This window comes from Tractidigestivibacter sp. (assembly GCF_050946515.1).
Classification (GTDB): domain Bacteria; phylum Actinomycetota; class Coriobacteriia; order Coriobacteriales; family Atopobiaceae; genus Tractidigestivibacter.
On sequence record NZ_JBMNUX010000001.1, the window covers coordinates 167,357 to 190,849 of the forward strand.

At 60.8% G+C, this 23,493-nt stretch carries 20 protein-coding genes; 17 read left to right on the top strand and 3 right to left on the bottom strand.

Features of this window, described 5'->3' with window-relative positions; translation table 11 throughout:
• Positions 1–41 precede the first annotated feature (41 nt).
• The 4 genes from ACOYJL_RS00685 (at position 42) to ACOYJL_RS00700 (ending at position 3,256) form a co-directional block, all read left to right on the top strand.
• Positions 42–944, top strand: a complete 903-nt coding sequence (locus ACOYJL_RS00685) for an SDR family NAD(P)-dependent oxidoreductase (RefSeq protein ID WP_433568270.1) — start codon at positions 42–44, stop codon at positions 942–944.
• 83 nt (positions 945–1,027) lie between these two features.
• Entirely contained in the window at positions 1,028–1,243 is a 216-nt protein-coding gene (locus tag ACOYJL_RS00690) for a hypothetical protein (RefSeq protein WP_433568271.1), read from the top strand.
• Between the two features lie 50 nt (positions 1,244–1,293).
• Entirely contained in the window at positions 1,294–2,175 is an 882-nt protein-coding gene (locus ACOYJL_RS00695; protein ID WP_433568272.1) for a 3-methyl-2-oxobutanoate hydroxymethyltransferase, read from the top strand.
• Between the two features lie 73 nt (positions 2,176–2,248).
• Positions 2,249–3,256, top strand: coding sequence for an SDR family NAD(P)-dependent oxidoreductase (locus ACOYJL_RS00700; RefSeq protein ID WP_433568273.1), 1,008 nt, complete (start codon positions 2,249–2,251; stop codon positions 3,254–3,256).
• Between the two features lie 181 nt (positions 3,257–3,437).
• Here ACOYJL_RS00700 and ACOYJL_RS00705 read toward each other — a convergent pair whose 3' ends face one another.
• Together ACOYJL_RS00705 and ACOYJL_RS00710 are read right to left on the bottom strand one after the other, a co-directional pair.
• Positions 3,438–4,805 (bottom strand): hypothetical protein, encoded by a 1,368-nt coding sequence (locus ACOYJL_RS00705; RefSeq protein WP_433568274.1) that lies wholly within the window; start codon positions 4,803–4,805, stop codon positions 3,438–3,440.
• Positions 4,806–4,890: 85 nt separating this feature from the next.
• On the bottom strand, positions 4,891–6,075 hold the full coding sequence (locus tag ACOYJL_RS00710) for an MFS transporter (RefSeq protein WP_433568275.1): 1,185 nt from the start codon (positions 6,073–6,075) through the stop codon (positions 4,891–4,893).
• Positions 6,076–6,266: 191 nt separating this feature from the next.
• Here ACOYJL_RS00710 and ACOYJL_RS00715 point away from each other — a divergent pair, with 191 nt between their 5' ends.
• From ACOYJL_RS00715 to ACOYJL_RS00730, 4 genes are all read left to right on the top strand, one after another.
• Positions 6,267–7,832 (top strand): PucR family transcriptional regulator, encoded by a 1,566-nt coding sequence (locus ACOYJL_RS00715; RefSeq protein WP_433568276.1) that lies wholly within the window; start codon positions 6,267–6,269, stop codon positions 7,830–7,832.
• Between the two features lie 148 nt (positions 7,833–7,980).
• Positions 7,981–9,315: a PucR family transcriptional regulator gene (locus tag ACOYJL_RS00720; protein ID WP_433568277.1), complete on the top strand. Its 1,335-nt coding sequence runs from the start codon at positions 7,981–7,983 to the stop codon at positions 9,313–9,315.
• 163 nt (positions 9,316–9,478) lie between these two features.
• On the top strand, positions 9,479–10,876 hold the full coding sequence (locus tag ACOYJL_RS00725; protein WP_433568278.1) for a hypothetical protein: 1,398 nt from the start codon (positions 9,479–9,481) through the stop codon (positions 10,874–10,876).
• A 143-nt stretch (positions 10,877–11,019) separates the two neighbouring features.
• Positions 11,020–12,426, top strand: coding sequence for a hypothetical protein (locus ACOYJL_RS00730; RefSeq protein ID WP_433568279.1), 1,407 nt, complete (start codon positions 11,020–11,022; stop codon positions 12,424–12,426).
• Between the two features lie 98 nt (positions 12,427–12,524).
• On the opposite strand, the gene ACOYJL_RS00735 is transcribed toward ACOYJL_RS00730, so the two are convergent.
• On the bottom strand, positions 12,525–12,872 hold the full coding sequence (locus ACOYJL_RS00735; protein ID WP_433568280.1) for a hypothetical protein: 348 nt from the start codon (positions 12,870–12,872) through the stop codon (positions 12,525–12,527).
• Between the two features lie 650 nt (positions 12,873–13,522).
• Here ACOYJL_RS00735 and ACOYJL_RS00740 point away from each other — a divergent pair.
• The 9 genes from ACOYJL_RS00740 to ACOYJL_RS00780 all read left to right on the top strand — a co-directional run bounded on the left by ACOYJL_RS00740 (position 13,523) and on the right by ACOYJL_RS00780 (position 23,340).
• On the top strand, positions 13,523–14,470 hold the full coding sequence (locus tag ACOYJL_RS00740) for an SDR family NAD(P)-dependent oxidoreductase (RefSeq protein WP_433568281.1): 948 nt from the start codon (positions 13,523–13,525) through the stop codon (positions 14,468–14,470).
• Positions 14,471–14,543: 73 nt separating this feature from the next.
• Positions 14,544–15,416 (top strand): 3-methyl-2-oxobutanoate hydroxymethyltransferase, encoded by an 873-nt coding sequence (locus ACOYJL_RS00745; protein WP_433568282.1) that lies wholly within the window; start codon positions 14,544–14,546, stop codon positions 15,414–15,416.
• A 143-nt stretch (positions 15,417–15,559) separates the two neighbouring features.
• Positions 15,560–16,432 carry an SDR family NAD(P)-dependent oxidoreductase gene (locus ACOYJL_RS00750; RefSeq protein ID WP_433568283.1) on the top strand — a complete coding sequence of 291 codons (873 nt, stop codon included), beginning with the start codon at positions 15,560–15,562 and terminating at the stop codon, positions 16,430–16,432.
• A 68-nt stretch (positions 16,433–16,500) separates the two neighbouring features.
• On the top strand, positions 16,501–17,598 hold the full coding sequence (locus ACOYJL_RS00755) for a zinc-dependent alcohol dehydrogenase (RefSeq protein ID WP_433568284.1): 1,098 nt from the start codon (positions 16,501–16,503) through the stop codon (positions 17,596–17,598).
• 358 nt (positions 17,599–17,956) lie between these two features.
• Entirely contained in the window at positions 17,957–19,354 is a 1,398-nt protein-coding gene (locus tag ACOYJL_RS00760) for a 5-formyltetrahydrofolate cyclo-ligase (protein ID WP_433568285.1), read from the top strand.
• 12 nt (positions 19,355–19,366) lie between these two features.
• Positions 19,367–20,182 carry a helix-turn-helix transcriptional regulator gene (locus ACOYJL_RS00765; protein WP_433568286.1) on the top strand — a complete coding sequence of 272 codons (816 nt, stop codon included), beginning with the start codon at positions 19,367–19,369 and terminating at the stop codon, positions 20,180–20,182.
• Positions 20,183–20,349: 167 nt separating this feature from the next.
• Positions 20,350–20,889, top strand: a complete 540-nt coding sequence (locus ACOYJL_RS00770; protein WP_433568287.1) for a hypothetical protein — start codon at positions 20,350–20,352, stop codon at positions 20,887–20,889.
• A gap of 216 nt (positions 20,890–21,105) precedes the next feature.
• Positions 21,106–22,515 carry a bifunctional folylpolyglutamate synthase/dihydrofolate synthase gene (locus ACOYJL_RS00775; RefSeq protein WP_433568288.1) on the top strand — a complete coding sequence of 470 codons (1,410 nt, stop codon included), beginning with the start codon at positions 21,106–21,108 and terminating at the stop codon, positions 22,513–22,515.
• 123 nt (positions 22,516–22,638) lie between these two features.
• On the top strand, positions 22,639–23,340 hold the full coding sequence (locus ACOYJL_RS00780; protein WP_433568289.1) for a prepilin peptidase: 702 nt from the start codon (positions 22,639–22,641) through the stop codon (positions 23,338–23,340).
• Positions 23,341–23,493: the final 153 nt, after the last annotated feature.

Below are 23,493 nucleotides of genomic sequence, written 5' to 3' on the forward strand. Positions count from 1 at the left end.
GCGTTGGAAAAGCGCTGGCATTGGGCAAAGGAGGAGCAGCTATGGACAAGGAAACCCTGTTCGAAATGTCTGCGAGCGGGCTTGAGGACGTAGCCCCCATGAAAGAGGTCATCGACCTCAACGGCAAGGTTGCTGTCGTCTCGGGAAGCGTCGGCCTTGCGCTTTATGTCATCAATCGTCTGGCAGAGGCGGGCGCGAAGGTCGTCTTTGGCTCTCGCACGCAGGAGTGGGGCGACATGGCGATTGACGCGCTGAAGGAGCGCGGCTATGAGGACGTCGCCTTCAAGCAAACGGACGTGACTAAGATCGAGGACTGCCGCGCGCTCGTCGACTTTGCCGAGCAGACCTTTGGCTCCGTCGACATCGTTGTGCCGGTGGCGGCAACCTGGGAGGCGCGCGCCTTCCTCGACGTGGACGAGGAGCTCTACGACCGCATCGTTGACACTGACCAAAAGGGCCAATACTTCCTCATCCAGGCAGCCGCCCGTTCGATGGTGAAGGCCAAGCACGGCGGAAAGGTCGTGACCATCGCGTCCGTCGCCTATCGCGGCGAGGACATGGCGAACCTCGCAATGATGACTCCCTACAACACTGCCAAGGCCGGCGTCGTGGGCATGACTCTCGGCATTGCCAAGGAGCTCAAGCAGTACGGCATCAACGTCAACTGCGTTGCCCCTGGCGGCATGATCACGCCGGGAGCAATCGAGAACTGCACGGGCACCGTGGAGCGCTATGGGCAGCAGTGGCAGGCTGACCAGATGGCTGGCGGCGGCATCACTCCTGTTGCAACCTCTCCCGACGACGTTGCTCGCGTTGTCCTGATCATGTGCACGGGCGTCTCCGACTTCATGTACGGAAAGACAATCGACGTCGACGGCGGGGCCGGTCTCAGCTTCCAGGCCAAGCCTTGGAGTTACGAGATTGAGGGCGGACTTCACGCCTAGGCATTCCCAAGGGCTTTGCTCGCCGAAGGCAAGGCGAGAGATGCAAGCAATGTAGTGGTTCACAGACAGAAGGAGGATTAGCAATGGCTATCAGCAGCGAGAGCAAGCTTAGCGAGATTCTCGAGGACGAGCGCGCCGTCGCGATCATCGACGAGTACGTCCCGGGCTTCGTGAGCAACCCCGAGCTCGGGCCCGTGAAGGGAATGAAGATGAAGACCCTGCTCAAGTTCCCGCAGACCGGTCTCAGCAAGGACGTTGTCAATGAGATCTGCAGCCGCCTTGACGCGCTGGACGCGTAAGGACGCTGGCTCTGACGGAGGCAAGATAGCAACCCTGAAAGGAACAACTCATGGCAGACAATGAGCATGCTAACATCAAGATGTCAACTGCATCGAAGAGCAGGAAGAACCTCGCGTACCTTCAGAAGATGAAGGACAACGGCGAGAAGATTGTCCAGATGTGCCCCGCCGAGCTAGGGCCCTTCTTCGCAATGGCCGCCGAGATGGTCGGCTGCGACATCTGCCGCATCCCGCAGATGCTCAGCATGCGTACCGCCTACAACACCGAGGACGAGCTTCTGTGCTGCGGCTACACGATTCGCAAGTTCCGCGAGTACACCAAGATCATTCACATCAACTTCTATATGCCTGTCGCGACCTACGCGACCAAGGACAACGCCGTCCGTTATGGCGCAGAGTGGGTCTTCGACGGCGCCGACTCGATGCTTCCGATGGGCATCACTAATGACGTCCTGAAGCACATGAGCGACAATTACGTCCCGACCTACGGTCACATCGGCGCCATCTCTGGCTGGCAGACCAACGCCACTGGCTACAAGCGCGTCGGCAAGACCGCAGAGGACGCCTTCCGCATCTTCATGTGGGGCTACGAGTACCAGGAGAACGGCATGGGTGGCATGACCATCGAGCTCACGCCGAAGGAGGTCAGCCAGGCAATCGCCGAGAAGCTGCGCGTGCCCGTGGTCTCCATCGCCGGCGGCGCTCCCTGCGACGGCTCCGAGATGGTCGACATGGACACCTTCGGAGTCATGCCGAAGCCCGCGTCGCACTCCAAGTCCTATGCGCAGCTGCTTCCGTTCCTGTGCGAGGCCTATATGGGCTGGCTCGAGGACGTTCGAGAGGGCAACTACCCCGAGGAGAAGCACGGCTATCACATGGATCCTCAGGAGCTCGAGAAGTTCAAGGACATGATGGACAAGTTCGAGGGCTAGTACCCGTTGCGCCGCAGGGGCTTCACTGCTTCTGCGGCGCGCGACAAGAGCCGTAAGGAAGGCGGAGGCAGTGATGGCAGATCAGGAGCAAGTAAGTCAGAAGCCAAGTTCCGACGACCTCGACAAGATGTCGCGCGGGCAGTGGAACAAGGTTCGTCAGATGCCCAATCCCGACGACCTCGCGAGGATGACCTTGGGGCAGTGCAAGCCGCTCGAAGAGGTCTTCGTCAAGGGGCTCGAGGGCAAGGTGGCCATCGTGACGGCCGGAGCTACCGGTCTTGGCTACAACATCGTCAACCGTCTCGCCGAGGCGGGCGCAAAGGTCGTCATCGCCTCTCACAGCGATAAGCACGGTCAGAAGGCCGTCGAGGACTTCAAGGCCCTCGGCTATGAGGTCAGCTTCTGCCTGACTGACGTCACCAAGGTCGCCGACTGCTATGGCGCAGTCGACTTTGCGGTCAAGACCTATGGCGGCATCGACATCCTTGTTACCTCCGCTGGCGTTTGGGACGAGATTGCGTTTCTCGACCTCGACGAGGCCATCTACGATCACGTCCTGGACCTTGACCTGAAGGGCACCTACTTCATTGCCCAGGCTGCGGCGCGCTGGATGGTTGCCAACAAGAGGCCAGGACGCATGGTCTTCGTCTCGAGCGCGGCGCACGCTGGCGAGGGCCTTCGTGGTGCGGTCATGAACACCTACTATCAGGCCGCAAAGGGCGGGGTCGTCTCGCTCACCACGGGCGCCGCGGCCGAGCTCAAGCAGTACGGCATCCACGTGAACTGCGTCGCCCCTGGTGGCATGTTCACCTATGGCGCCCTCTATAACGGCAGGGAGAATGCCAAGAAGTACGGCGATGAGTACGCCGCCTTCAAGGCGCAGCGTCGCAAAGAAGACCCCATGCCCGTCGCATTCAACCCCGATCAGGTTGCGCTCGTTTGCTATGCCCTCTGCACGCCGATGAGCGATTTCATGGATGGCGTCACGATTGACGTCAATGGCGGCTCGCTGCTGAACGCCCAGATGAGGCCGTTCAGTTATTCCGTCGAGGGCTGCATTCCCGGGCCGAGCAAAGAGTAGAGTTCTCTCTTCTCTCAAGGCGCGCCTCTAGCCGTGGGGGCAACGTGTGAAGAAGCACGCGTTGCCCGTTCTTCTCAATGAGATGCATGTCGAAAAACGTTGGGGCATGCGCAAGCCGGGCGGAAGGCACGATTCCTTCCGCCCGGCTCAGGGCTGTCGGCCCAGTCTTGATCTGGCGAAGCTACTGCTTCTTGTAGTGAGGCACCTGCTCCACGTCAAAGCTGTTGTTGCGGTCGACGTTGAAGTAGGGGAGACGAGCGACCTTCGCGCGAATCTTCTTCTGGGGATGGCCAATCTCGCCCCAGGTGATGTAGAGCTCCGTGCCCTCGGTCGCGTACTCCTTCTTGAGGGTGCAGAGGGAGATCATCTTCTTGTAGTAGTAGGTGTAGACGCGCCCGGTTGAGATGCCTACGAGGTTGCCCTCGGCGTCGCGCACCTCGTCGGCGTTGAGCGGGTCGCTCGAGGTGACGGTCTCGTAGTAGGGCAGGTCGGGCGTGTCGTAGGTGACGTCGCGGAAGAGCGAGGCGAACAGGTCGATGACGTCCTCGTCGTTCCACTCGAGGGTGACGGTCGTCCTCGGCTGCTCCTCATAGGCCTTCTCGAGCGCGGCGCGGCCCTGGAAGTCATGGTCGAACTTCACGCGGCTGCCCCAACCGTTGTCGTAGGGGGTGACGTACACGAGGTCCTGGTCCTCGGGCTTCAGGCTGCCCTTGATGACCTGCGCCGGCTCCTGCGGGACGCCCATCCAGTCGCAGAACTCCTTGTCCTTGTGCCAAGGATAGGCGTAGTGATAGTAGAACTGCGGGAATCCGTTCTCGGTGTGGTTGCAGTAGTTATATGCCTGCCAGCCAAGTCGACGGATGCCGTAGGGCTTGCCGACCTCGTAGAGCTTCGTGTAGACGTCCTGTGCGTCCTCCATGTGCCCGTGGACCTCGTAGGAGAGCGTGCCCGCCATGCCCATGCGCAGGATGCGGACCTTGTGCCCTGCAATCGTCGCGGTGCGGAACTTCATGAACTTGAGGTCGTGGAGGTCCTCCTCGCAGGCGTTCTCGACGATCTCCAGGGAGCGCGGGCCGCCAAGCTGGAACATGAAGACCTTGCCCGAGTCGTTCTCGAAGGTGAAGTCGAGCTTGCCCTGCTCCTTGCTTGCGCAGAAGTCGACGGCCGGGCTGATGAAGAAGGTCTCGAAGCGCTGCTCGTCGGTCCGAAGCATCACGCCGTCGCCAATGATCTGCCCGTCGTTGTTGCAGATGATGCCGTGACGGCCCGAACCAACGCGGAACTTCTCGAAGCCGTTGACGAAGTACTTCTTCAGGAAGGTCACAGAGTCGGGGCCGGAGATAACGGCGTGCAGGCAGGGGGCCAGCACGGCGCCGAGGTAGCAGGTCTTCTTCCAAGACATCGTCTCGTCCTTCCAGCCCGTGAACGTCCACGGGGAGAGGTAGATGTCATTGACGGAAGGATCCGAGTAGGCTCGGTAGAGCGCCACGTTCTCATCGAACGGGATGTAGTCCGGATTGACGAATTTCGTGGTCTTGTCGTTTGGCATTGCAGTTCCTCCTTGTTGTCAAGAATTTCCCATCAATATCAACAGCGACTTGCTATGCGTTCGGCTCTTCATGAGCCGCTTTCGCCTAAGAGGCGGCCTCTGACGCCGAGGCCTTGGGCGGAGAGACGAGCGTGATGACGCCACACAGAGCGCTGACGACGACCCCGATGGGCAGGATGCTGCTTATCGTCGAGCTCCCCGTAATCATCTGGAGCAGGGTCGTGACGTAGGTCGAGGCGAACATGCACAGGCCAGCGACCGCCAGGCCCACGCTCACGGACGTGTTGACGAACGACTGAGGCACCACGGTCGTGAGGTCCATCGTGAAGGCCGTGTAGATGAAGCCCCATGCAGCTCCGATGAGAAACGTCGCGATCATTGATCCAGCAACGCTTGGGAAGAGGTACAGGATCAAGATTGACGCTGCAAGAGCGAGGCAGCCGACGCCGAAGCTCCGCTCCTGGATGCGCTTGAAGATCCCCCCGAACAGAAACGAGATCACAAAGCCGCCGAGCGTCCCGAGCGATGAGAGCGTGCCCGCAAGCATCTCGTCGCCAATCTGCTGCTCGCTTACGTAGACGGATATCTGGTAGTAGATGATTGCGTAGAAGACGCCAATCAGGAAGAAGACGACCAGCAGCTTGACGAAGCCGCCCATGGGGAAGCGCTCGCGCTTCGCCTCTTGCTCGCCGGCGCTGTCCTTGCCCGTCTCGGGCATGACGAGCACCCACAGGACAAGGATGGGGACGGTTATCCAATACAGCCGGAAGCAGCCCTGCCAGCCAGATGATGCGACGTAGCCAGACAGGATGCCCAAGACGAAGCCGATGCCCGTCATGCCTGCGTTGTAGAGGCCCATGAGCCAGCTGCGCTTGCCTTCGTCCTCGTAGAGCTCGCTAATCAGCGTCAGGGGAACGGTGGCGATGACGCCGACCGCAGCGCCGACAATGCCACGAGCGACTGCCATGTAGACGGGGTCCACGATTGCCGCACCGAAGATCGAGGCAAAGGCGAAGACGACCATCGCGATGGTCATGAGGCGCTTCTTTCCCACGTGGCGAAGCATGCGCGGGGTGAGAAGCTCGGTGATGATCATCACGCCAGCAGGGCCGGAGACGATGAAGTTTGCAAGCCCTGGGGAGTCGGCAAACTGCTCGTAGATGGAATTGACTGCCGGGATGATGACCATGTCGTGCATGTAGCAGAAGCTCGTGAGGATGATTGCCGTGACAACCAGCCCCTCGTGTTTTATTCGATGCTCCTCTGCCATGACGGAGGCTCCTTCCTCTTGTTGTGCTACGAATGATTCGCACCCTCTCGTTAGCCAAAATTCTTGCGCGTGCCGTTTGCACCCCATTGGGGTCATCAGCATGTATTCGGCAAATTTTTTCGTATAAAATGCACGAAATCGGACACTGTGGCATGCTTGCCAAAGACCGCTTTGCGACGGAGGGGAGGAATATGCGGCTCAACATGTACATGCTTCTGGATCGCTTGAAGGAGCGGGGCCTCGAGCTCTCGCATAGCTTCATCGATTCGCGGGAGAGCCTGATATCTGCTGTGCCTAGGCTGTATCGCGAAGGCGAAACATTGACGAGCGATGCCGTCTGGGTGGCTGACGCGGCAAGCCTTCCTGAGAATCCGTCTACAGAAGGTCATCCTTCGCTGGTTTGCCTCGGCGAGCCTTCCGAGCGCTATCGCGCCTTTCCGTTTAACGCCTTGTGGGCGAGCGAGAAGCAAATCGAGGACGGGCTACTTGGGCTCTTCTCACAAGTTGTCGACGCTTGCGACGAGCTCTTCTTTTGGCAGGACGAGCTTCAGCGACTCGTCAACGAAAAGAGGCCTCCGCGTGAGCTGGGAGAGGCCTCGTTTGGGATCTTTGGGAACCCCATCGCGATGATGGGATCGGGGCTTCGCTGCACTTTTGACTTTCGGCCTCCGGTAACCGAGGACTCGGGGGAGGCCTATCGTGCCTACTTTGAAAAGTACCCGACGTCTGAGGGAGAGTACTTATCCTCTGACGAGGCCTCAATCCTGTTGGAGCAGCAAGTCTTTACGGGTACCGGCGAGGGGCTGGGACCGGGCCTCTACAGCGACCCGGACGGCTTCTTTGGGTATCAGACGCTTTATTGCAACCTCGGCAAGCATGGAGAGTACCTGGCAAAAGTGAGCGTTGATGGCGTGCTCAGACCAATCAGCGACGGGGACTGGGGCGCAATCCAGGTGCTCGGCCACTATCTGCTCGAGAGCATCTCCGATGCCGAGAGTGGAGCCATGAGCCGGGACTTCCGCATGGAGCGCATGCTTGACCATCTGCTCAACGGCGAGCCTGCTGACGAGAACGACGTGACGTGGTCGCTTAAGAATCTGGGATGGAAGGCCGAAGACCATCTCGTTTGCCTTATGGTGCGCCCGGTCAGAAAAGACGTGAATCCTGAGGTGCTTCGGACGCTAGCCAATCAATTCTTGCACCAGATTCCGACGTCCTGCCTCTATGTCCTCGACGACTCGATTGCCTACGTCATCAACCTCACCCAGGTGCGCAAAACCAGAGAGGAGCTCTGCGAGGGGCTTTCATCGTCGCTTGCGACGTTTGGCGCAATAGCCGGCATGAGCGTTGCGTTCTCCAACATCCGGCTGCTCTCGAGCTTCAGCGCTCAGGCGAGAAGCGCCCTTTCGCTAGGGGGCGAGGGCGCAAAGCCTGGTGGCGTGCTCTGCTACGAGTACTTCAACCTCGCGGCGATGCTCGATGCGGTGAGGACGTCCATGGACCCCGAGACCATCTGTCCGCCAGGCTTGCTGCGCCTGGCTCAACACGACATGAAGCATCACACGGGCTACGTGCAGCTCCTGCGCACCTACCTCGAGCTCGACATGAACGGCGCTGAGACGTCTCGCGTGCTGCACCTTCATCGAAACACCCTTCTTTACCAGCTCAAGCGCATCCGAGAGATCAGCGATCTCAATTTGGATGACCCGCGCACAAGGCTTGAGCTGCTCATAGTCCTCAACGTGCTCGAGGCGTAAGCTGCCTTGCAGCCGGAAGGGGGCAGGCGGCTCACGGGAAGACGCTTGCTGGCTCGCCACGGCGAGGAACGGCCTGTCAATTGGGACCATCAGGTCTGCCAATTGGGACCATCGGAAAAAATCGGAATCGAGCGGATGGCGGTTGACCATGGGCGAGAGACATCCTGGCGGAAAACCAATAACCCAGCCGAGAAACGACAGAGTCGCGGACGCCCGCGAAGCGATTCTCGACGCGCTCTTGTCGGGAAGCCTGCGGCGACTCGTTGATTCCGCGGCCGAGCTTTTGGGCAACCCCGTCATGGTGGGCGATCTCTCGCTTACGCTCGTTGCCCACTCGCCAGACCATGGCGAGACGCACGACTATTGGCGTCGGGTCATCGAGATTGGCTATTGCGACTACGAGAATTACGAGGCAAACCGCAAGGCCATCCTGCGTGCGATGGCTAGCCCCAAGCCAATCGTCGACCGGGAGTCATGTCCCGACGGCGCAATCGTCGAGGCAGGAATCGGCCCTGTCGGCAGCCGCGTCGGCTACATGTCGGTCTTTGAATGCCACAAGCCCGTGGACGATGAAGACGTCGCAATCGTCTCGCTCGTCGCTCGAGCGATAGCCCTGCTCATGCCCTCGGTCAGCAATCATGAGGACGTGGACTCATCTGAGCACGAGATCCGGCTTCTTTATAGGACCGCAAGCAAGCAAGGGCGCAGCGCTCGGGAGGCGGGGGACTCGCTTGCGAGGGCCCTTCTGATTCGCAGCGCACGCCACTACTTTGTCGTGAAGATTGGGTCGGTTGACGAGACTTCGATTGCGCTGCCCTCTCGGCTCATTCGTGACGAAGTTGCGCACGCGCTGGGGAACTGCGGAACGTTTCTCACGAGAAATCACCTCGTGGCCTTTGCGGGCAGCAACGAGGACGACTTTCTTCTTCCTGGAAGCCATTCTTTCCAGCGGCTCTCTGAGCTCCTCTCGTCCAACGGGCTTTGCGCAGGAGTTGGGTACCCCTATGAGAAGACCTCGGACTTCGGCCTTGCAAACTTCCAAGCGGGGCGCGCCTTGAGCATTGGACGCAAAGCGCTGGCAGGGTCTTGCCTGTACCGGTATGGCGAGGTAATCAGCCTTGACTTTGCCGAGGTCGTGACGAAGCATCGCGACCCGCGGGCCGTCATTGACCCTCGGCTCGTCTCGCTTGCGTCCTATGACGCTGCGCACCAAACCGACTACCTTCGCTCGCTCAACGAGTTCCTCAATTCTGGAGGGAGCTTCTCGCATGCGTGCGCCAACCTTGGCGTTCACAGAAACACGCTCGTCTATCGCATCGACAGAATCAGGGATGCTTTCAACATTGATGCTCGAGACGTGCACGAGGCAGCGCTTCTAGCACCTTGTCTGTCAGTGATCGTTTTGCTTGCCCACGGAAGGCTCGATAGAGATGGGGTCGCTCTGCTTGCGGAGACATTGGCGCAGGACGATCAAAGCGATTGATGACAGTTACTTATATCGAGAGTACAAGATTCAGCTGATAGTTTGGTTCGAGTCGCGATTGTTGTCATATTGAAGGCACAATACACTCCTTCACAACGAGCGGGGCGGCCCGTTGCATGGTCGGCGTGCGCCCCGAATGTCCATTCGTTTGAAGGGGGAAGCCATGTCCGACCAGCCAACCGGAATGCCGGTGCCTCAGTTCCATTATTCGCCAATCGTCCCGTATGTGGACTCCGAGTCAACGAACAAGCTCTACTGCGCCTATACCGCAGGTCCGCTCTGGGCGGGAGTCCAGCCCTTCGAGTACACCGGCTGGCGCGACGAGGCAAAATCCTGGCACGAGAACTGCTACCTCCACGCAAACCTGAATCCTGCCGCGCACATCAAGATCTCCGGCCCCGACTGCACGGCGCTCTTTAAGCATGCGCTGGTGAACAGCTTTGAGAAGTTCCCCATCGGAGGCGGTAAGCATGCCATCTTCTGTGACGAGAACGGTTACATTCTTGATGATGGAGTCCTTCTTCGCCTAGGTGAGAATGACTACGAGGGCTTCTGCCTCTCGCCATACATGGAGTTCTACGCTGCTCAGGGAAACTACAACGTGAAGATTGAGAACGGTAACGACTTCGTGTTTCAGCTGGCTGGTCCCAACTCGCTTGCGGTCGTGCAGGCGGCAACGGGCGAGGACCTTACGGACATCAAGTTCTTTCACCATCGCAAGTCTGTGATCGCAGACAAGCCCGTCACGATTCTGCGAGTGGGCATGGCCGGGTCGCTTGCCTATGAGGTGCACGGCGACTACTCCGATGGCGTGGCCATCTATCAGGCAATTCTCGAAGCGGGAAAGCCCTATGGACTTCGCCGGCTGGGCACTCCCGCCTACGACATGACACACTGGGAGGGCGGATTCCCGCAGCTCTTCCTCGATTGGCTGAGCACCTGCCATCAATATGCGCCCATCCAGGACTTCCCGATGTTCAAGATGCTGCAGAGCGGCCGCATGGGTGACGGAAGCGGCGAATGGGGCTACGGCAACATGCGCTTCGAGGGAAGCGCCGCCGAGCATCCTGAGCTTCTCTTCCGTACGCCCTATGACAACGCTTGGGGCAAGACCGTGCGCTTTGACCACGACTTCGTCGGTCGCGACGCGCTCGAGAAGCTGGCGCAAAATCCGCCCCGCACCATGGTCACGCTCGAGTGGAACGAGGAAGACGTGCTCGACGTCATCCGCACGCAATTCAGCGACGACCCGTGCCTCGACATCTCAGAGCCTGACGACTTCTCGTTTGGTCATCCCATCTATCACAGTGACTTTGTCTATGCCAATGGCGAGCAGGTCGGCGTGACTTCTGGCAGGATGATGAGCCCCTATTACCACAAGATGATCTCGCTTTGCCCCATCAAGAGCGCGCTTGCCGTAGAGGGGACGCCTGTCGAGATTCTCTGGGGCATGCCCGGAGAGCGGCAGATGAGGATTCGCGCAACCGTCGCGCGCTATCCCTACAACAACGAGTTCAGAAATGACAAGGTCGATGCCAGTGCGTTGGGCAAGGGCAAGTAGTCGTGCGATGCCGCTCGGGATCCATTGGCTGGGGTGCACAATTTGCGGTCGATGCTTTGCACACTTCCACTGATGACCCGCTGACCTGCGCATTCTAAGGTTGGGTGCAACGAGTTGGAAGGGCTTCTACAAAGGAGGAACGCATGGCTGAGTCTGACATCTTTGCTACCAACGGCATCGAGAACGACACGCTAACCAGCGCCAGCGCGCAGATGAATCCGGCGCTGGATTCGGCAACGCTCATGTTCCAGATGGCTCCTGGCATGAACCTGCCCTACGAGTACGGCGGCGTCGACTACGAGATTGGCGGCTACAGGGCCAGCGCCTGGATTGGCACGACCCTCATGATTAGCCCCATCTACGACGTGATTGGGCCGGATGCCTGCAAGTTTCTGCAATCCATCTCGGTGAACGACTTCTCCAAGCTGAAGTACAAGGGCATTCGCCACATGATCATCACTAACGACAAGGGTCAGATCCTCTCTGACGGTGTCGTGATGCGCAAGTCCGAGGACCGCTACCGTACCTACTGGCTGAACCCGCCCATTCAGTATCTCGTAGAGACCTCCGACATGGACGTCCGCGGCGAGGACATGACGGGCAAGGAGTACTTCATCCAGGTCGATGGCATCAAGAGCCTTGAAATTCTGGAGGACGCCTTCCAGCAGGACCTGCATGACCTGACCTTTGCGCATCACCGCGACATAGAGGTTGATGGCCGACAGGTGACGGTGCTGCGCCTTGGCATGTCCGGAGACCTTGGCTACGAGTTCCATGGTCCCATCCAGGATTACGCCTACATGTACCAGAAGGTGTGGGAGAGCGGCAAGAAGTTCGGCGCCCGCAAGCTTGGCATGCACGCCTACAACGAGTTCAACCACACCGAGGGCGGCTACCCCAACATTCTGCAGCACTATCCGATGCCGCTCTTTGAGAGCGACCCTGGTCTTGCCCAGTACTTGCGCGAGCATCCCGCCATGGCAGGAACCAATTTCAACCGCAAGCTCGCCGGCAGCTCGACTGACCTTGAGGAGCGCTTCGTTACCCCGTACGATGTGGGCTGGGGCTTCCTCATCAAGTACAACCATGACTTCCCGGGGCGCGCCGCGCTCGAGGCCGTGAAGGACAACCCGCCTCGCACGCTTGCCACGCTCGAGTGGAATGCCGAGGACGTGGGCAAGGTCTTCGCTGCTATGAACGACGGCGGCGACAAGGTGGACGACATCTCCATGCAGTGCGACATGCCGCTGCCCCAGAACTCCTTCTTCGGGCAGACCACCTTCCGCGCTGATGAGGTCTTTACCCCCGACGGATCCAAGGTGGGCATCACGGCCGGTCGTATCCACTCCTACAACTACAATCGCATGATCTCGCTGGCGTTCGTGAAGCCCGAGTTTGCTGTCGAGGGATGCGAGCTCTATCTAGTCTGGGGCACTCCTGGCACTCGCCAGATGAAGGTTCGCTGCACTGTTGCGCATACGCCGTATAACGATGGCCCCAACCACAATGCAACGTTCGATGTGAACGAGCGCATCCCCAAGCGCTTCTAGGGTCAGCGATTTGAGAGCCTCCTAAGCCAAGATGCGTAGCGGGGCCGCAAAGACACGTCTTTGCGGCCCCGCTTTCCTTACTCAGCAAGCCTAGGTAGCTAAGCAGCAGCCTTATTCAAGAGATGGCGGCCGATTGCGGGGACGATTACGTCTGTTGCCATGGCGAGTGCGAAGGTCCACGAGAACGAGCCTGCGAGCTGCCACTTGATGAGGGTCATGACGACGGCAAGCGCCGAGAATGTTGCCCACAGGTTCCAGGCGGCCTTGGACTTGGATCGCATGAGCCAGACGATGCCTGCGAGCATGCCAGCCTTTACCAAAAGAAATGCCACGTTGGCAACAGGCGTTCCGATGGGGTAGAGCATGATTGCGCCGATGACTACTGTTGCCGCAGCAAACCAGAGCCATCCCATAAGCGCTTTCTCGCTTTCGTTCTTCGATGCCATAGATCCTCCTCCAACGGACTCAGGCAACCACTCGTTGCATACCCAATGCTAGGTCGTTTATGGCTCAAAAGGATAGATGACAGCTACCCTTGTCTAGAATCGCAGCGCTTCGCGCTGATGGCGCCCCCGGCTATTGCCGGGGGCGCCATTTTGTTCGGCATTTGCCTCTTAGTTGCGCCGAACTGCCGCTATTGCGATTTTTTCGATGCCCTCTGCACCGAACCTCGATTAGTGCAGGCCCTCCAATCGTCCCTGGCCTCAGCATCAAAGTCGAAATGAATATTTGTTTGCAACCAACTGTGCAAACGCAATCTTCGTCGCATATTTATCGATGGCTGCAAGATGCCCTCAGAAGAGGGGCCTGCAATAGCGCGAGTTCAGCGCAGAACGAGCCGCAAAGTCTGCACTAGGGGGAGTTCAGCGCAGCTTCCATGGTCTTGATCGGCTTTCGAGCAATACCCGCGCCCCCCGTTATCGGAGGACACGCCGCTTCCGCATCAAATGCCGCCGCCTGCCTCCTCTGCGCTCTGCGAATTGCTTGCGGAGCGCCGTGAATGGCGACCTACCCAAGCTTTGGTAGCTTGTTTTCCCAGTTCAATCGCTAAATTTCAAGCCAACGGAAGGTCAAAGCGAGAGCAATGGAGGTAGCGATGGGAGAGAATGAGCAAGTCCGTCAGATGCCAAATCCCGATGACTTCGCAAAGATGACGTTGGCACAGTGCCAGCCTCTTTCCGATGTCCTCATCGGGTCGCTCAAGGACAAGGTTGCCATTGTGACGGGTGGCGCCACGGGTCTTGGCTACAACGTCGTGAACCGGTTGGCTGAGGCAGGAGCCAAGGTCCTCATCGCCTCGCGCAACGAGCAACGCGGCCAGAAGGCGGTCGACGACTTCACCGCCCTGGGCTATGAGACGAGCTTCTGCAAGACTGACGTGGCTAAGGTGGCAGACTGCTACGCATGCGTCGACTTTGCGGTCAAGACCTACGGTGCCGTCGACATCCTGGTCACCGCTGGCGGCGTCTGGGACGAGTGCGCATACCTGGACGTTGACGAGAAGACTTACGACCGCGTGCTGGACGTCGACCTCAAGGGCACCTTCTTCATGGGTCAGGCCGTTGCCCGCTGGATGGTTGCCAACAAGCACCATGGTCGCATCGTCTTTGTCTCGAGCGCGGCTCACCTCGGCGAGGGCATGCGCGGCGTTGGCATGAACACCTACTACCAGGCCGCAAAGGCCGGCGTCGTCGCACTTACCACCGGCGCCGCGGGCGAGCTCAAGCAGTATGGCATCCACGTGAACTGCGTCGCGCCCGGCGGTATGGTCTCCCGCGGCGCCATCTTCGAGGGTCGCGAGAACGGCGGCAAGTACGGTCCCAAGTACGCCGAGTTCAAGCAGGAGCGCCAGAAGGCAACGCCCGTCCCGGTCGCATACAACCCCGACCAGGTAGCGCTCGCGATCTACGCGCTCTGCACTCCCATCTCCGACTTCATGGACGGCGCCACGGTCGACGTCAACGGCGGCGCGCTGCTGAACGCTCAGATGATGCCGCTCAGCTACACCGTCCCCGGCTGCATCCCCGGTCCGTCCGAGCAGTAGCCCACAACAAGCTTCGAGCATCCCAAGGCAGGAAGCGCGCGAAGCGCGCTAAACCATAGGAAAGGAAACAGTCATGGCAAATCAGGAAGACGAGCCCAAGGTCCAGACATCGCTGATGCACAAGGGCCGCAAGACGGTCTGGCATCTCCAGCAGATGAAGAACAAGGGCGAGAAGATCACGATGGTTGGGCCGGGCAACCTTGACCCGCTGTTCACCGCCTGGGCCGACGCGGCTGGCTGCGACATGGCCCGCATCGTTGCCCCCGGCGAGTCCGCCCGTCCCAGGAGCGCAGGCCTTGCCTCCCACTGCCGCCAGGTCCGCAAGCTGGCGCCGAACATCCACATCAACGCCGTGCTCGAGACCTTCGTCGTGCCCGACAACCGCTCCGCGCTCGAGGAGGCCTCCGCGCTCATGGCCGACGAGGTCGACTCCGTCCTGATCATGGGCATCACTAACGACAAGCTTCAGTATCTCTCTGACAACAACGTGCCCGTCTTCGGTCATGTGGGCGCCCTCTCTGGCTGGCAGACCACCAACATCGGCGGCTACAAGCGCATCGCCAAGACCGCTGACGAGGCCTTCAAGGTCTGGCGCCGCGCCTACGAGTACCAGGAGTGCGGCATGAAGGGCATGACCATCGAGCTCGTGCCGCGCCAGGTCGCCGAGGTCATCTCCCAGCACCTGAGCATCCCCGTCGTCGGCATCGCCGCAGGCGCTCCCTGCGACGGCTCCGAGATGGTCGTTTGGGACCTTCTGGGCATCGTGCCTGCCGCCACGGTCCATGCCGTCCAGTATGCGAACCTGCCCGAGGTCTGCGTCGGAGCCTACTCCAAGTTCAAGGAGGAGGTCACCACGGGCGTCTATCCGCAGCCGCATCACGGCTTTGAGATGGACGAGGCCGAGTACGAGAAGTTCAAGGACATGGTGGAGAAGGACGTCCACTAGCTGGCTGGTCGCGCAAGCAAGGGTCGGGGGAGGACCTCGTGTCGCCCCCGACCTTCTTGTTGCGCACGAGAGGCGCTCCGACAGAGGCCTCTCTCAGTTCGAAGACCAGCCTTGATGCAGGCTACGACATCGGAGGAAATAGCATGGCAGAGTATTCTGGCGGCAACTACACCCTTGATGACCTCGGCTGGAGCCGAGTCCCTACGGACATCGTCGACAAGCGCGTCACCGACCTCATGGACCTCACCGGCAAGCGCGCCATCGTTACGGGCGCCGGCGGCGTTGGCCTTGGTCGCGCCATTGCGCACCGTCTCGCCGGTCTTGGGGCAGAGGTAACGCTGGTTGGCATCCATGACAACGTGATCGCCGCGAGCGAGGAGGTCGCGAAGAAGTGGGGCGTCAAGACTCACTATGCTATTGGCGACCTCACGAAGTGGGACGACGTCATGCGCGTGTTCGCCGAGGCAAACGAGGCCATGGGCGGCATCGACATACTGGTGAACAATGCCAACCACACGGTCAGCGGCAACTTTGCCGAGATGACCGAGGAGCAGATCCGCGAGTCCATCGACGGTCCTTACACCTCCGTCGTGTTCTGCTGCCGCGCTGTAGCTCCATACATGATCGCGCAGGAGTCTGGCCGCATCGTGAACATCTCGAGCGAGTCTTCCGTGCGTGCGCACAACACTGGTCTTTCAGTCTATGCCGCGTCGAAGTCCGGCGTCAACGGCCTTACGCGCCAGCTTGCCTACGAGCTTGGGCTCCATGGCATCCTCGTCAACAGCGTGCTGCCGGGCGTCATGATGAACCCGAAGCTGCAGGCATACTTCAACAACCCCGAGCCTTGGCTTGACCCTATTCGCGAGTCCATCGTTGTCTCAACGCGCGACACGCTCGTCCAGCGCGTGTCCATCTCCGAGGAGGTCGCCAACACCGTCGCCTATCTCTGCACGGACGCTGCGTCATACATCACCGGGCAGAACATCTGCAACGGCGGCGGCATGGTCGTGAGCTAATAGTTGGCAAGCGAGCTGGTGCGGCACCTTGCCACGCCGGTCAATGGAGGGAATGAAGAGGTGTTGGGATGAAAGCCGGAATCTACTACGGCGTGAGCAACGTCGCCGTCGAGGATCGTGCGGTACCCGAGGTTGGCGACAAGGACGTTCTCGTCAAGGTGCGCCGAGCTGGCATCTGCGGCTCTGACACGGGGTCGTGGCTCCATGGAGGTTTGCGCTACGGCGTGTTCTCAGGGATGGTCGAGGGTCATGAGATGGTGGGCGAGGTGGCCAAGATGGGACCCAGCGCCTCCTCGGACTTCCACGTTGGCGACATCGTGTGGGTGGATCCAAGCAAGGCGCGCCGCGTCGGCAAGCTAGCCGCGGACGTCTGCGGTACCTTCGCCGAGTACGTTCTCGTCGAGGACGCGCGCCAGGACTACAACCTGTTTCTGCTCGACAAGAACATCGACCTGGACGCTGCCGCGCTCATCGAGCCGCTCGCGGTGGGAACGCAGGGCGCGCTTGCCCTTGACCCCAAGCCAGACGAGAACGTGGTTGTGCTTGGAGCCGGCACCATCGGGCTCTGCGCTGCGGCAGGTCTTGTTAACCATGGCATCAAGAATGTCGTCGTGGTCGACAGAAACGAGTGGAAGCTCGAGATCGCGCGCAAGATTGGCGCACAGACCGTAAACTCCCGCGAGGAGAACGTCGCCGACCGGCTCTGCGACATCTTTGGCGAGTTCGTTGACACCGAGACACACATGGAGCATATCTATCCTGAGCTCGGCGCCGCGCTCCAGAAAATCATGGACTCAGGAATCGCGAACGTTGGCGCCAAGCGACCGAACGTCCAGCTTTACGTCGACTGCGCCGGAGCACAGGAGCTCCTGCAGATGGCGTTCAAGCTTTGCGTCAACAACACGCGCTACTCCATCGTCTCGGTCTATTCAGACCCGGTTCCGGTGCCGGGGTCTATCTTCATGTCGCAGGCCAAGGTATGCGGATCCGCTGGCTACACGCTTCCGGTTATCCATGAGGTAATCGACCACATCACAAACGAGCGGACTCCCATCAAGGACATCATCACGGCCAAGTATTCGCTTGACGAGTTCCCGAAGGCCATGGAGCATGCGGCCGTGAAGTCGTACAAGAACATCAAGGTCCTTCTCGACATGGACAGGTAGCAGCGTAATCAGTCGGCACTCCTCTCCGCCGAGACGCGGCCTAGAGCCGCGTCTCGGCTGCTCGTAGTTTGATGTGGCCCTTGTACTATTGTCCTTGGGGAAAGTTCGAACGTTGAAAAAGAAGAGCTTTGCTTCTCTGCCAAACCAAGCCACTGCCCAATGAGGCAGTTGGGAGCATTGCTGCGGTGCGAGAAGGGCCCCACTTTCGTTGGCGGGCATAGCGTGACCGCCGATGAGGCGATGCCGGCAGGGCGTGTTCGCTGCATGCTATAAGAGTTGGAAGGCGTCTTCTATTGGGATCGAGGATCCAGAGAGGCTGGGGAGCATGGGCGCGCTAAAAAGGCCGTGGGAAGATGTGATGCCAATTATCTCGGCGCGGGTGGCTTCGTTTAGAGAGAAGCCACAGGAGCTTGCCGCCATCTCTGGCGGCGCGCTCGATCCGTTTTCGTACTTCGCCAGCCTTGCCGATTTTTCGGCAAATGGTCAGGAGGATTCTTCGCGAGCCGTCGCGTCGGCAGGCGAGTCGCTCGGCTTGCAGGACCTCAACGCCAACTGCCTTGGCATGTTTGCCGTGACGAAGGAGGCTCTGTCGGCAGCTCCGCTTCTTGAGCAAGATGCCCTCTGGGAGCTCTTTGCGCAGGGTCTTGATGCCGCTGACGCCGGAGCGCTCAAGAGCAGCCCCTTTGGCGGCGTCGCGCGCCGTGCATTTGCGGACGCCCTCGAAAAGGCGCTTGCCCCTGCTTCGGCGGTGGGGAAGTCTGGCCAGGCTCTTGCCTATCTGACGGCAACGCTCTACCTTGCTCGCCCGCGGGACTTCCTTTCGCTTGACGGCCCTATGCGCAGCTTCCTCGCCTCGCAAGACGGGCTCGGGATCGATGAGGGCGACCTCCCAACGAGCGCAATGGACTACGTTGGCCTGTTGCAATACCTGTCTGGCCAGATGGAGGGCGCCACGCTGCCGTACGAGGACTTTGCCCAGATGGGGCGTGCTGTCGCGCTAGGGCTCCCGCTCTCTTCGGGGCTTGCTGCTCCTGACAGAGAAGCGCTGGTCCGCCAGGCGATACGGCCGGAGCTCTGCCGCCTCTGGCCCTCCGACGAGCGCTTGGCGGACGCTGCTTGCGAGCGGCTACAAGCGCCCGAGGGCCAATCCGCTCAGGTTGCCCTCTCCAAGCGCCAGCTCAGAAAGCTGCTGCGCAGGCTGCGCTCCTCGCTTGCCCCCGAGAGCCGCGAGAAGGCCGACACGAAGATCGCCGACGTCGTGCTTGCCCAGCCCGAATGGAGAAGTGCCAAGACGATCTTCTCGTACCTCTCCTTTGGAGCCGAGGTCGACACCCGTCGCCTCATAGAGCAAGCATGGCAGGACGGCAAGGCGGTGGCCCTTCCCCGAGTAGTCCCAAATACCCGGGACATGCGCTGGTTTGCGGTCACGTCCTTCGACGGCCTGGAGACAAGCTCGATGGGAGTCGACGAGCCTCCCATAGACCCCACTCGCGAGCTCGACCCGTCCCAAGACCCCACGGCCCTCGCCCTCGTTCCGGGGCTCGCCTTTGACGGGAATGGCTATCGCGTCGGCTATGGCGGCGGCTTTTACGACACGTTCCTCTCGGGCTTCCCGGGACATTCCGTTGGACTTTGCCGCGGCGTCACGCTCATGGAGGACCTCCTCCCGCTTGGGGTCCTCGAGCCGCACGACCTTGCCGTGCAGGTGGTGGCTACGGATGCCAAGAAGGTCTTTGGACGCGCAATCAACTCCTGATGGGAGACGGTCATGCCAAGCCAGGCGAAGTGGAACAAGCTCAACCAGTTTCTCCTCTCGTGCGGCGCGGTGCACGAGCCCACGGCGTTCTGCTTCTCGGTGCTCAAGAACCTGCCCCTCATAGTTCACTTTGACCAGGGGCGCTGCTACCTTCTGGACGAGCATGCAGAGGTCTATGACATGCGCCTTGTGGGCGTGGACCGAGAGAGCGTGGAGCTCTACCTCACGCACTACTCTGAGTCTGACGGCGCGCGCTATTCCCTCACGCGCCGCGCTCGCGAGCGCGCAGCCGCCGACCGGCACGCCTTTGGCATCGACGCTCTCTCCGGCTCATGGGTTCCGCAGTCGCACCTCAGCGTGATGGACTGGAGCAAGGAGCCCCACGACACAGCGTTCTACAAGAACTACGTGAAGCCGCTCGGCCTTACCTCAAGCACCGGCTTTCCCCTGTATGACATCACCGCCCACCTGCGGGTCCTTTACTGCCTTGACAGGACCGACCCCGTGGGCTTCTCGCGAGAAGAGATGAGCCTGCTCGAGCTCGCGTCAATGCACCTGGGCAACCTCTACTGCAACTTCTATGCTCGCACTCCGGCTCGACAGGCAAACATCGTGAGCCCTTCCGTTGGAAAGTCGCTCTCTCTCACCAATCGCGAGCGTCAGATCGCGATGCTTCTGCTTGAGGGCGAGACGCCCAAGGGCATCGCCGAGCGGCTGGGCATCAGCCGGGAGACCGTCTACAAGCACCTCTCGAACATCCACGAGAAGCTCGGCGTCAGAAGCCAGGTGGAGCTCATTGCTCGTCTTCGCGAGGAGATGGAGAAGTAGCCGAGATGGAGAAGTAGCCGCGCCTTCCGCCTGCGCCGCGTGCGCTTCCGGCTGTGGGCGCTGCGGCCGGCGGCTACGCAATTGACGGTAGATTTTTTCCAGGCCCTTCCCCGTACTCTCTTTCCAATGGCAGGCGCTGTGCCTGAGAAGCGAGGAAGGGAGTCACGGTGGAAGAAAAGAAGCATTTCTCTTGGAAGTCGTTCTTCGTTGCGGTATTGACGTTTGTCTGCGCGATGCTGGTTATCGTGCTCTTTGGCGTCCTGTTCGGCATGGTCGGCCTTCCGCTCTGGCCATTTGTGATGCTGCTTCTGATCTATGCCTCCTACGATGGCTTTGACGACGAGCGGTTTCGCTGGTCTGCCATCGGAGCCGCCATTGGCCTTCTCACGGGCATGTCGCAGTCCGTGGTGAGCGAGCTTTCCGGAAGCAGCGTGGCGGGCCTTGTCGTCTTCTTCCTGCTTGCGGCGGTGACCGCGGGAAGCTTCGTGATGGGCGGCGTCAAGTGGGCCAACTTCCCCATGGTGCTCATGCTCACCATCACCACGGTGTTCCAGCTGACCCCTGCGCAGCTTGCGGGGTCTGCCAGCGCTGATGTGAGCGCTGTCCAGGCGCTCGGTCCGGTTGCCGTCGGCTACGTCGTGGCCGTCGTGCTCATGTGGCTCTTTGGCAAGCTCGTCCACAAGGTCGGGCCCAAGATGGGCAAGTAGCGGGAAGGCGCTAGCCTCGTATAGCCGACGTTGCTTTGGACGTCGCAGCTCGCGGCCTGGGGCTCGCGGCTGCGGCGTCCGTTCAATTTGCTACAAAAAATGCATCGACTTAGGTATAACTTGCACAACGGTCGGGCTGGGCATTGAGGCTAGTATGGTATCCGCTGGATTGGCCACTTTGGGCTTGGCGCGAACGCCGCGCCCTGGGAGGATCTTATGTACACGCTGCCGTTTGACGTTCCCGAGTCAACTTACGATAGTGCCCTCGACGTTCTTCATTCCGCGCTTCGCTTTGGAATCTCGCCCATGCTCGAGAGCGTGGAGGACATGCTCGCCGAGCTGGGAAATCCCGACCACGCCTTCCGAAAGCTCCAGATTGCAGGCACAAACGGCAAGACTTCCACGGCGCGCTACACGGCCGCCATCCTTCGGGCGGCTGGCATGCGGGTGGCGCTCTACACCTCTCCCGAGCTCGTCCGCTATACGGAGCGCATGGAGGTGGACGGCCGTCCGGTCTCTGACGCTGCCTTTGCACGCGGCATCTCTGCGGCGCGCCTCGCCGGAGAGCGCGTGAACGCGCGGCGCAAGGCGGCGGGGGAGAGGCCCTATGACATCACCGAGTTTGACCTGCTCACCGTTGCCGCGGCGGTCGTCTTTGCCGAGGCGCAGGTGGACGTCGCCGTGCTGGAATGCGGCATGGGCGGCCGCTGGGACGCCACCTCGGCCATGGCGCCCATCGAGTCCGTCTGCGTCACGGGCATCGGCCTTGACCACATGCACGTGCTGGGCGACACCCTCGAGGCCATCGCGGGCGAGAAGGCCGCCATCATAAAGCCGGGGAGAACCTGCGTGCTTGGCGTTGGCACTGCGACTCCCGCAAGCGTCGAGGACGTCTTCCTTGACCAGTGCAAGGCCTCCGGCGTCACGCCCACGCTGCTTCGCCCCGAGGTTCTGAGTGATGCCGCCGGCGAGATGCAGCCCGGCGTTCCGCGCGAGCACCCTGAGCTCCCGCACGCGAGCTACCGCATCACGCAGCTTCCCGACCGCATTGGCGGAAGCCTTCTTGTGGACGTGACCACGCCAAACGCCACCTACCGTGAGCTCGGCGCCCTCAAGCCTGGCTATCAGGCGGCAAACATCGCCTGCGCCGTGGCGCTCGCCGAGCAGTTCTTGGGCCGCGCGCTTGACCCTGACAAGCTCGCCGACGCCATCGTCACCTGCCCCACGCCGGGACGCTTCGACGTGGTGCGACCCGAGCCGCTCGGGCTCATCGACGCCTGCCACAACCCGCAGTCTGTCGAGACGTTCCTCTCCGCCGTTCGCTCCGTCGAGCCCGACGTGTCGCGCCGCCCCCAGCTTCTATGCGCCGTGCTTGCCGACAAGGACGTCGAGGGCATCGTGCGCCTTCTCGCTCCCGAGTTCCCGAGCGTCTCCGTCACGAGGACCGACTCAGCTCGCGCCCTTCCGGCAGAGGAGCTGGGCAAGCTCTTCGAGCGCGCCGGCAAGGCCCCCAAGAAGGTCTATCCCGACGTGCCCACGGCCATCGCCGACCTTTCCGACCAGGAGTTTGTCGCCTGCGGGTCGATCACGCTTGCCGGCGCCGTCGCGGGCATCCTGAGGCCTTAGCTTCTGGCTGCGTTCTTTCGCCCGCCCGTGGCCTACCATGTGAGGACGGCCGTCCCTTGCCGGGGCGGCCGCTTTTGTCTTGCGGGGCGGACCGCGGATGGCGCCAGGGGGGGCGAGAAGGGCATGGGCTTGTCGTGCGATGTCTTGGCTCTTGCGGCGCTGGCAGCGCTTCTAGGCATTGCAGCGGGAGGCTTTGCCTGCTCGCTTGCTCGTTGGCTTCTTGATCGAGAAGGCCTCGAGCGGCCTTGCGCCCTTCCGCGTGCGCGGGCGTGCGGGTTTGTGCTGGCCCTTGCGTGGGCGTCGCTCACCCTTCGTTGCGGGGGCTCTTTCGAGCTGATAGAGCTCGCGCTCTTCTCGGCCGCGCTCGTTGTCCTTTCTGCTACGGATTTTGCGGCTCGTCTTATTCCCAACGCCTGCGTCGGCTTTGCCGCTGCTGTCCGGGTTGCTTATCTCCTGCTTTCTGGGCAGGCTGGCGAGCTCGGGCGCTATGCGGCGTCTGCCGCGCTTCTCGGCGGGCTGCTTGTGCTGGTGGGTCTTCTCTGCGACCGGCTTCTTGGCCGCGATAGCATCGGCTGGGGAGACGTTAAGCTCCTGTCCGTGGCGGCTTCGTACTTTGGCCTTATCGGCGGGCTTCTCGTGACGATGCTCTCGTGCATGCTCGGGGTTGCTTCGTGGCTCTTCCAAGCGGTCCGGCAACGAAGGCGCGGCTCGCCTGGCGTCGAGCGCGCGTTTGCCTGGGGACCCGCCATCTCGGCATCATGCTGGCTGGCGATGCTCGCCGGGCCAAAGGCGCTCTCGCTCTTCTCGGCGGCGCTTTTTGGCTAGATTCGCCATGCCCCGCGTGTGCGCTGCCTGATAAATCCAAGCTCCCGCACGTCACGAGCCTGAAGTGTGGTAAAAACAAGGGGCAACCAAGCATGAAAGGCTTCTGACGGCATGTTCTTGAACCAAGCGCGTCGAACTAAGACTATGTAGGCA